General features: G+C 50.9%; 12 protein-coding genes and 2 pseudogenes. All 14 read right to left on the bottom strand.

The genetic code is table 11. The annotated features are described in order from the left end of the window. Positions 1–232: 232 nt before the first annotated feature. Entirely contained in the window at positions 233–1,843 is a 1,611-nt protein-coding gene (locus J3351_RS13565) for a recombinase family protein (protein ID WP_117946828.1), read from the bottom strand. Positions 1,844–1,954: 111 nt separating this feature from the next. Further along, positions 1,955–2,143 carry a transposon-encoded TnpW family protein gene (locus J3351_RS13570; RefSeq protein WP_207697966.1) on the bottom strand — a complete coding sequence of 63 codons (189 nt, stop codon included), beginning with the start codon at positions 2,141–2,143 and terminating at the stop codon, positions 1,955–1,957. Continuing rightward, positions 2,140–2,994 (bottom strand): ATP-binding protein, encoded by an 855-nt coding sequence (locus tag J3351_RS13575; protein WP_207697967.1) that lies wholly within the window; start codon positions 2,992–2,994, stop codon positions 2,140–2,142. The genes J3351_RS13570 and J3351_RS13575 overlap by 4 nt, the downstream gene beginning before the upstream one ends. Continuing rightward, positions 2,991–3,737, bottom strand: a complete 747-nt coding sequence (locus J3351_RS13580; RefSeq protein WP_087216857.1) for a replication initiator protein A — start codon at positions 3,735–3,737, stop codon at positions 2,991–2,993. The genes J3351_RS13575 and J3351_RS13580 overlap by 4 nt, the downstream gene beginning before the upstream one ends. 130 nt (positions 3,738–3,867) lie before the next feature. Then, entirely contained in the window at positions 3,868–4,254 is a 387-nt protein-coding gene (locus J3351_RS13585) for a cysteine-rich VLP domain-containing protein (protein WP_207697968.1), read from the bottom strand. Continuing rightward, entirely contained in the window at positions 4,244–5,869 is a 1,626-nt protein-coding gene (locus J3351_RS13590) for a relaxase/mobilization nuclease domain-containing protein (RefSeq protein ID WP_207697969.1), read from the bottom strand. The genes J3351_RS13585 and J3351_RS13590 overlap by 11 nt, the downstream gene beginning before the upstream one ends. Further along, positions 5,841–6,239 (bottom strand): plasmid mobilization relaxosome protein MobC, encoded by a 399-nt coding sequence (locus tag J3351_RS13595; RefSeq protein WP_207697970.1) that lies wholly within the window; start codon positions 6,237–6,239, stop codon positions 5,841–5,843. Before J3351_RS13595 ends, J3351_RS13590 begins: the two co-directional genes overlap by 29 nt. A 250-nt stretch (positions 6,240–6,489) precedes the next feature. Next, the gene (locus tag J3351_RS13600) at positions 6,490–6,885 is read right to left on the bottom strand and encodes a hypothetical protein (RefSeq protein WP_207697971.1); all 396 of its coding nucleotides are present in this window, start codon (positions 6,883–6,885) and stop codon (positions 6,490–6,492) included. Between the two features lie 286 nt (positions 6,886–7,171). Then, the gene (locus J3351_RS13605; protein ID WP_117659859.1) at positions 7,172–7,372 is read right to left on the bottom strand and encodes a DUF6199 family natural product biosynthesis protein; all 201 of its coding nucleotides are present in this window, start codon (positions 7,370–7,372) and stop codon (positions 7,172–7,174) included. Between the two features lie 205 nt (positions 7,373–7,577). Next, positions 7,578–7,706: pseudogene (locus J3351_RS13610) on the bottom strand (Maff2 family mobile element protein); the annotation flags it as partial. Between the two features lie 411 nt (positions 7,707–8,117). After that, entirely contained in the window at positions 8,118–8,288 is a 171-nt protein-coding gene (locus tag J3351_RS13615) for a hypothetical protein (protein ID WP_002569167.1), read from the bottom strand. After that, positions 8,275–9,120 (bottom strand): annotated as a pseudogene (locus tag J3351_RS13620) (VirD4-like conjugal transfer protein, CD1115 family); the annotation flags it as partial. The pseudogene J3351_RS13620 and the gene J3351_RS13615, both read right to left, overlap by 14 nt. Before the next feature lie 41 nt (positions 9,121–9,161). After that, positions 9,162–9,320: a transposon-encoded TnpW family protein gene (locus J3351_RS13625; protein ID WP_117534626.1), complete on the bottom strand. Its 159-nt coding sequence runs from the start codon at positions 9,318–9,320 to the stop codon at positions 9,162–9,164. After that, positions 9,317–9,500 (bottom strand): hypothetical protein (locus tag J3351_RS13630; protein ID WP_207697973.1); only part of this gene is annotated, 184 nt, incomplete at its 5' end. The genes J3351_RS13630 and J3351_RS13625, both read right to left, overlap by 4 nt.

A 9,500-nucleotide genomic window follows, 5' to 3' on the forward strand; every position in this document is an offset into this window, starting at 1 on the left:
GGAACTTTTCTCTTATTATAACACCAATCTTGTGTAATCACAATTTATTCTTGTATCCTGCCGCTGATACCGTCTGGATTGTGCTTTTCCTTTCTTTTTGTTCCCTTTAATTAGCCATAAACTGCTTCATGCCCTGGCTTTTTGCTGATGTGTGATAAAGAAGTAATAGAAGTGTAAAAAATTTTGCCGTTCCTATCCGGCACTTAGCTCTTGTGTCGGATAGGTCGGGCGGTTATTCCGGCAAGTCCACCTTGCCAACAAAAGAATAATAAATCTCAATGTCCTGTCTGCGGGTCTTGTTCTCGTCATAGCTGCACTCATGCACAACGATTTTCTCTACAAACTCCCGCAGCAGAGTAGGGGTAAGTTCTTCAAAGCTGGTATGCCGCCGGACAACATTCATAAACTTTTCTGCGTTCACGGTGGCTTCCTGTGCTTTGGAAAGCTCCGCTTGGATAGCGGCGGCTCTTTCTTTTAGCTCCCGTTGTTCTGCTTCATAGTCTGCCGACAGTTCTGTGAAACGCTCGTCTGATATGCGCCCGGTCACGCTGTCCTCATACAGCCGCTTGAAGATAGCGGATAACTCGGCTATGCGTTTCTCGGCGGCTTCCAGTTCCTTTTTCTTGGCGGCGTTCCTGCGTTTGCCCCCGTCCTCGTTCTGCTCAATCAAGAGCTTCATAAACCGGGCTTCATGCTTTGCCGCATAGCTTGTCACTTTCCGCAGATTGGAGAGTACACCAGCGGTCAAGAGGTCGGTGCGGATAAAGTGCGCCGTACAGTCATGGGTGCGTTTCTTGTAGTTGCCGCAGATATAACAGTCCTGCTTGCGCTTGTCCGTCTGGTATCGCTGCTGATACATGACGCTGCCGCAGTCTGCACAGAACAGTATACCGGAGAACAAGCCCACTTCATCATAGCGGTTGGGGCGTTTGCGCTGCTTGCGTAGCTCCTGCACCCGTTCCCATGTCTGAGTGTCTATGATAGGCTCGTGGTGGTTTTCAAAGATTGCCTGCTTATCCTCGTCATTGTAAATGATTTTGCTGCACTTGTAGGATTGCGTGGTAGTCTTGAAGTTTACCAGACAGCCCGTGTATTCCCGGTTTTCAAGGATATGCACAACGGTATTGGTCGCCCACTTGCACTCATAGCCGGGGTGGTAACGGTGGGTGTGTCCCGTCCTGCGGTATTCCAGCGTTCCCGGCGTGGGGATTTGCTGCTCGGTCAGCATACGGGCTATCTTGGTCGGACCATTCCCGGCAAGGCAGAGGTTGTATATCTGCTTGACTACGGGTGCGGCTTCCTCGTCAATAATGAAATTTTCGTCCTCGTCCATGAGGTAGCCATACACGGGCTTGCTTGTGATAGGCTTGCCACTCATACCTTTTGAGCGTTTTACCGCCCGTATTTTCTTGCTCGTATCTCTCACCAGCCATTCGTTAAAAATATTCCGCAGCGGGGCAAAGTCATTGTCGCCCTGTGCGCTGTCCACTCCGTCATTGATAGCGATAAAGCGGACGCCTTTCTGTGGGAAAATCATTTCCGTGTACATTCCCACTTGCAGGTAGTTTCGCCCTAACCTCGACATATCCTTGACGATAACTGTCCCGACTTTCCCGGCTTCAATGTCCGCAAGCATGGCTTGAAAACCGGGTCTTTGAAAGTTCGCACCAGAATAACCGTCGTCCGTGTACCAGCGCAGATTGGAAAAGCCGTTCTGCTTTGCATAGGTTTCAAGGATACGCTTCTGATTGGAAATGGAATTGCTCTCGCCTTGCAGCTCGTCCTCATGGGAAAGTCTTGGGTAAAGGGCGGTAATTGGTTGTTGGTTGGTCTGTCTTAACATAAAATCCTCCGTTTCCGACAGCCAGCCCCACTATTCCGTACCTTGATTGTACCACATGGGGCGGCTGTCTGTATAGCGGCAAAAGCGTTAAATCTGCTTCTTTATGGTCGGTCAAATCGCCGTTTTTTGTGTAGCAGCTTCCGCTTTCAGCACTTTCATCATCTTGTCGGCTGCGGTGTCGGTTGCACCCTGCTTGAAGAAGCCGGAAACGGTAAGGACGGAGTTGCCCATGCGGATTTCCGTCACACAGTCCGGGCGGCGGTCTGTTTTGGTGGTGCTTGTCTGTTTGGTTTCTGTCATAGGCTCTCCTTTCGCTGCTTCATCAGTTGCTTTAAGCGTTCCAGCTTTTCCTGTGCGGTTTCCTTTCGGAAGTTGCTGCCCGTGAAGCGGACGGGGGCGCACATGGAAGTCAGCCTGTCATAGATACGGGCGTGGGGCGTGTCCTGCGGGTGCTGCAATTCCTCCAGCGTGAGGTTGGTCGTGGCGATCAGCGGCTTGCCGCTTCGGTAACGGCTGTCAATCACGCTGTAAACCTGTTCCAGCCCGTATTCTGTCCCTCGCTCCATGCCAAAATCATCAAGTATCAGCAAGGGGTAGCTGCAAAGGCGGGAAATATATTCGTTCCTGCCCTCAAAGCTGGCGGCAAGGTCACCCAGTATCGTTGCAAAGTTTGTCATGCGAACGGCAACCTCTTTTTCCATAAGGGCGTTGGCGATACAGGCGGCAAGGTAGCTTTTTCCTGTCCCCACGCCGCCCCAAAACAGGTAGCCGATATTTTCAGCCTGCATGGTTTCCCAGCTATCCACATAAAAGCGGGCGGTTTCGGTCTGTGGGTTTCTGCCGTTGTCATGCTCAAATGTCCAGTTCCGCATAGCGGGGTCGGTAAAGCCCCGGCGTTTCAAGTCCTCCACTGTTTCAAGGTGCTTCTGTCGGCTTTCGGCGGCTTGCTGCTTTTCACGGGCTGCCCGTTGGCAGTCGCAGTCTGTTGGGTGGCGGTCACGCCCGAAACAGGTCTTTCCCTCTGCAAAGTAGGCTTCTTTGGGCGTATGGCACTTGCCGCAGTATAAAAGCCCGTCCTCGCCTGTGTAGTCCTCCGCTTCGGCGGTAGTGGTTGTAATGTCCGTAATCATAGCTTCAATCTCGTTTTTCATAAGCTCTCGCCCTCCTTGCATGAGTAATCGGGTATGCCCTGTTTCGGGGCAGCCTTGCCTTTGGCAGCGTCCTCCTGCGCCCACTTGTAAATGGTGGCTGCATGGCTCTGGTACTGCTTCCCGGTGGAAGCGATATGGCAGGAAAGCCGGTCAAGGTAATACTCCCACTTGCCGGGGAAGTCCTGTTCCAGTTCCAAAAGTTCTGCGTCAGAAAGGAATACATTTTTATATCTGCCATAAGCGGCAGGGGGCTGCCCCTCACTCGCTCTTTTTGTTTGGCTCTCTATTAGGTTGTTTATATTAGTTTGGTTAGGGGACGGTTTTCCGACCGTCATAAGGTCAGTTTTCCGGCTGTCAGTAGGTCGGTTTCCTGCCCTTATGAGGGGCGGTTTTCCGTCCGTCAGTTGGTCGGAAAACTGTACCACTGGAATATCCGGCACTTTTACATACAGGCGGTTGGCACAAGAAAAGCCCGCCCGTCTGCGTTCCAGCAGCCCGGCAGCGTCCAGTTCGTTCAGTGCGCCCTTTATGGTGGTACAGCCTTTATCCAGCATTTCCGCTATCTCTGCTATGGGGTAGACAATGTATGTCCGCCCCTCGCTGTCCTGCCAGCCGTTCTTCTGCGAAAGGGTGGAACGGTCTAACAGCAGCGCATACAGCAGCTTGGCGGTGTGGGATATGTCCATTTTCAGCAGGAAACGGGGGTAAGGCAGGTAAGCGGGTAGCTCCGTTTCTGCGGTCATATAATCAGCGATAGGGTTCACCTCCTTGTGGTGTCTGTCTGTGGGTTCTGTTACGCTTTTAGAGGGCGTTTTTAAGGGAAAAGGATAAATGTATCACACACCCTTTGACACCCTCCCAAAAAGCCTTGATTTATGCGGGTTTGAAATGCCCTAAAGCGTGACATTTCTCCCTTTGTTTCCGCTTCCGTTTGGCGGCGTTTATCCGCTTCATGCGTCCGGCGCAGTCCGGACAGTATTTTCCCCGGTTGGATTTGGGGGCAAAGAACGCCCCGCAGACAGCGCAGCGTTTCCGGCTTCCCCGGTGCATGAGGGCGGCTTCCAGCGCTTCATCAAGGGGCAGGACAGCGGCAGTAAACCAGCGGCAGAGCAGCGAATAGCTGATACTCTGTACACACACGCAAGGCTCGCCGTCCTCCAACAGCAGACAGTTCCCGCTGTCATAGTTGCAGCACTCATGCACAAGGCGGCGGGCTGCCCGGTACTGGCGGTAGTCCATGCGGGGGATATTACCGTTCATGGCTCTGCTCCTTTCTGCGTTGCGGCTCGCTCCGGCGTAAAATCTGGTCGATATTGCCCTTGACAGTCTGTAAGCGGCGGTATTCCTCCCGTTTTGCCCGGTAATCGTTGTAGCCGCTGTTTTTCTCTTGGATAAGGCTTTCAATCTCGGCTTGCAGGGCTTTATAGCCCGGCAGCTTGGAAATGCCGTTTTCTTTGAAATAGCGGGCGGCTGCGTCTGCTATGATAAAGTCGCTTTCGTGCTTCTGACGGTAGGCTGCTTTTGCTTTGGCGTTTTTCTGCTGTTTCAGCCCGTCCCGGACAGGGCGGGTCTTGGAATAGGCAAGCACCTGCCGTTGCAGCTCCTTTTTCCCGTCCAGCGTCTTTTCCACCTGCTTCAGCTCCGTAAGGCTTTCCCGCATGGCGGTATAGGCGGCAGAACAGGCTTCGTCCAGTTCCTCCGGGGAAGAAAAGCCGTACTGCTGATAGGCGGTAACGGTAGCTGCCATTTGCTTTAGATTGTGTTTTGCCGCCCAACGGTCATAGCCCACGCCCTTGCCCTCGGCTCGCTTTGCTTCCCGGTCAACCATGCGCTGCAAGGTGTTGTCTGCCGGGGTGGTTTTTGCAGCTTTTTCCCCTTGTAACGGCTTTTTAACTGCGGCAGGGTATTCGGGTATGGCTTTGGTCTGTTCGGCGGCTCTGTGGGCGTTCTGCGTGAGCAGGGCAAAGACAGCAGCCTTGTCAAAATCGTCCCCCAGCTTCCGGGCTGTGATAGGCTTTGTCCTGTCCGGCGTGAGGTAGGAAAGCCGCCCCCGGCTCTCCTTGACGGTCACACCCTCCCGCAGCAAAAGGGAAGAAAACTCGTCAAAGCTGGCGGCTTGGGAAAGTGCCTGCCGTATCGTCCGGCGCAGCTTCGCCTTGTCCGTTTCAAACTTGGTGGGCTTGGTCGGCTGTCCTGCGGCTTCTCTGGCAGCGTTCTCTTTATCAAGGGCAAGCTGCCCTTTCTTTGCCGCCCAGTATTCCCGTTCTGTTATCCGTTCCTTGCTGCCGTTCAAGAGGTCGATTTGGTAAAGCCCCTCCTGGTGGCACATCTCCATGACTTCGCTCTTGAAATATTCCATAGCGGCATTGGTGCAGCGGTGCTTGCAGCCCTCCCGTGTATCGGCTGGTCTGTCCATGTAGGGCAGAAGCGGGACTTCATAAATCCGCAGGGAGTTGATGACGATATGCACATGGATATTGCCGCTGTGGTTATGCCCGTCCGGGTGGGTGCAGATTAGGGCTTGGTGTCCGGGGAAATGCTCCTTGCAGAACTGCTCGCCCAGCTCCTGCGCCCGGTCTACGGTCAAGCCGTTGTCTGTCCCGTCCCGTGGGTCAAAGCTGATGATATAGTGGTGGCTTTTCACATCTTCCCGTTTTTGGTTTTTCCCATAGTGGAGATTGGCTCGCATACAGGCAACGGCGAAATCCTCGTCCCCGCAGTTGAGGGAAGAAATGCGGTAATCCTCCCTCGGTATCAGCCGCCCGTTTTCATCAAGGGTGGGCTTCATGGTAAACTCGTCATGCTCAAATGTGAGGTAGGCTTCCGCTGCGCCATAGTCGGCATTTTTAGAGCTGATATGTTTGAATGTTGCCAACAGCGTCACCCACTTTCTGCAAGACTTCAAACTTTAGGGCAGCAAGGTCGGAAACCGCCGCCCGTACCTCCCCGGCAAGCTGCGGGTAGGGGCTGTGCCACTCGTTCAGCGTCCGGGCTATCTGGTTTAAGTTTCCGCCTATTTTTCCGTATTCGGCGGTCAGCTTCCCGACGGCGGCAAGCAGCTCGTCGTTGACGGGGGAAACGGTTATGATGGGGCGTATGGCTGCCCCGGTTATGGCTTGCCGGATAAACTCGGCTTGGCTCATGTTGTAAGCAGAAAACCTTTCCGCAAACTCGGCGTATTCTTCCTCGGTCATGCGTGTTTTGACTACCCGGCTGCGGTGCGGTGTGTTGTATCGTTTTCGCATGGTAAAAACCTCCTTTCGGCTGTGCGTGGTGTCCTCTCACTAATAGGAGAAAAACAGGGTGTGAAGCGGAACTGTTTTTGAAAAATCCGAAAAATATTTTGAGGGATTTTTAAGCGGCATAAGCCGCATGGCAGGGTTTGGGGAAGGCACTCCCCAACAAGATTCCCGCAGGGGCAAAATGAGCGAAAAGCGAATTTTGGTACTGCGGTAGAATCTTGCTCTAAGAAACTGCCGGACTGCCGTTCACTTCCTACTGCCACTTTTTCAAAAAATCGCAACCAACTTTTTTATAAAAGGCTGCCGGATTGCCCTCACTTGCTACTGCCACTTTTTCGGGAAATCTATAACCAGCTTTTTTCATAAAAGGCTGCGGGCTGGCATTCTCCCCCTTACTCCCTACAAACCACAAAAGAGCAGAATAGACGGACTTTCCGGCAAGAACTTTTCCGGCGGTTCGGTCTTTCCCGACAATAAGGCGTTTCGGAAGCTGTGTTTTGCCCGCTGTATGAAAAAAACGGCAATCTTTTTTAGCTTCACTGTCTAATACGGAACATTTGGAAATTTGCCAAAAATGGGCGCAAAAAAAGCAGCAAATCTTTTTCGGATTTACTGCTTTGTGTGCCGCTGCGGGGTGGCGATTATTCAATTTTAAAATGAAACATTATCTTATGATAGGGTTGTTTCTGTGTGACTGTCAGAGGAAAAGCCAAAAATTATCTATAATTATTTATATCAGGATATTTTCCTCCATCTTCATGTGAAAATGCTTCTTCAAAGTAATCAAGACTTTCAAATATAATATTGTTGTATAGTCTTTTAGATAATCAACAGCTTCGCCGTCGGCAGGGTTAATAAATTGATTATTTAATTCAGTCATGGTTAAAATCTTGAATTTGAATAATAGGATACAATTTAAGAACTATAAGGGTGTTTCATTTTATAATTAGATATATAATCATACCAACTGAACAAATAATAAAAAATACACCACCAATCCGCATTAATACTAAATATAGTTCGGTTGGTTCACCATTTTTTACTGTGAATAAATTTTCTATTTTCCATAATATTTTAGGATAACAGACCATACAAACTCCCAAAATCAATAATACCAACACCCATAAATAGTCCACCAATTTTCCCTCCTTTCAACGAAGTATCCTTGTATACATTCCCACACTATATCTTAGGATAATGTTACCATGAAAATGCCGATAAATCAAGCGTTATTCACGATATGATATGTAAAACCTCAAAAAATTTCGTCATTTTTAACAATGTTTGTTTGGAATAGTAGGGCTGCATATCAATTTTTTATATGCTACTTTATGACACTTAAGCATTCGCGCCCGGATTGTCGTTGCCGTAGCCTTCCATGAGGTTAATCACGCCCCAGATACCAAGCCCGGCTCCAAGTGCTACAACAAGGGTCTGCAAAACGTCTACTGCGCTATTGAAAAATGCCATAAATATATCCTTTCTGCCGCGTCTGCGGCTGTCCGGCAAGCGGACAAAAGGCGGTCAGCGTATGGTCGCCGCCGCATAAAAAAACCGCCCTCTGGTAAAGGCGGCTGTCCCCGCGCTGCGTAAGTCCTGCGGCGCGGCGGTATTCAGTTGTAAGGGGTGCGGCTCCTGCCGCTGTGTACTGCGCCGGAAAGTGGGGGCGCGTATCATGTAGCCGGTATGGATAGATGTGATTGCTTCAATCGCTCCTTTCTGTGTCCCGCTGTGCTGCCGGACGTTTTTTTCAGACTTGCGGGAAGTGAATAGCTTGCGTAGCAAGGTGTTCGCTTCCCGCAAGTTCACAAAGGGGTAGCTGCCGCAAGGCAGCGTAGGGGAAGTGTAGCTTCCCCTGTCCCCCGGCGGTCTGCCATGCTGTCACTGTTGCGGGATAAGCCCCCGGCGCGTGACATACTCCGTTGCAAAACGGCGGTGTTCCGCTTCCTTTTCCCGCCAATACTCCCATAATGCAGCGTCGGCGGCTTCCGCAACATTCATTAAAAACCGTTCAAGCTGCTTTTGTTTTTCCTCTGCGCTACGTTTCCTCATGGTCTGCGTCCTCCTGTAAGTCTGCTGCGTCAATCTCGTAATAGTCAAAAACCTCGTCGGGCTTGACAATGGCGGGGCGGCGTTTAAGGTGCTTTTCCATGTCAAAGGCGTTCTTCGGGTCTGCGTCGGATAGGTACTTGTATTTCGGGTGTTTCGTTATGTCGAATTTGTCCGAAAAGAACGGGCGCACCCCGCGTAGCTGCAAGATACATTTCCCTCCGTCCATGACTGCGATTTCATCTTCCGTCATAAGCTGCTTTCCCAATTTCTGATAGTTCAGCCCATGCGAAAGCTCCCGCCCTCTGGTTTCGGAAGTGTTGAAGCTGTCTATCGTTTCCTTGCCTAAAATCTCCGATATTTCTTTGAGGGTGGTTTTCTCCTTGCCGCCCAAGAAAAGCGTGGTGTCGCAGTTGCCGACTATGGTATCGGCGTTGTCCTTGTAGATTGCCTTTAGCTGTGACTGGCTCTGCAAGATGATTGACGCGGAGATTTCCCGGCTCCGTATCGTTGCAATGAGCTTTTCAAACTTTGGTATCTGCCCGATATTCGCAAATTCATCAAGTAAGCACCTAACATGGACGGGAAGCCGCCCGCCATATTCATCATCTGCTTTGTCGCATAAAAGGTTGAATAACTGTGTGTAGAGAATACTCACGACAAAGTTAAAGGTGTCGTCGGTGTCGCTGATAATCACGAAAAGGGCTGTCTTTCTGTCGCCTATGGTGTCAAGCTCCATTTCGTCGGTTTCCATAAGCTCCCGCAGCTCCTTAATGTCGAATGGGGCTAACCTCGCGCCGCATGAGATAAGTATGCTTTTTGCGGTCTTGCCAGAGACGAAAAGTCAAGGACTTTTTCATCAAATTCAAAAAGAAGTCACATTTTGCGGACTTCTTCACGAAGCATACGCTTGATTTTGTCCTCCATCGTCTCCTTGGCGGTCTCGCTGAAATGGACACGGACGATATAGGTGGTCTTGCCGATCTGCTTTCTGACAGTCGGGCAAGGGGTGCTGTTGGTTGCGGTATTGTTCATTCAAAATCCTCCTGTAAATGAAAAATGCCCGGTGACTGTTCATCATCGGGCGGTGTCGGTATGAGGGAACAAGGCAAGGCGGCAACATTAAGGTATCTATAAAAACCTTGCCGTCTTTGCCACGCTTGCCGTGTTCCTGTTGTCAGTCTCGGAGATAGCAGACCCATGCTGTGCCGTCTT

It is taken from the genome of Faecalibacterium sp. Marseille-Q0746 (assembly GCF_017377595.1).
Classification (GTDB): domain Bacteria; phylum Bacillota; class Clostridia; order Oscillospirales; family Ruminococcaceae; genus Faecalibacterium; species Faecalibacterium duncaniae.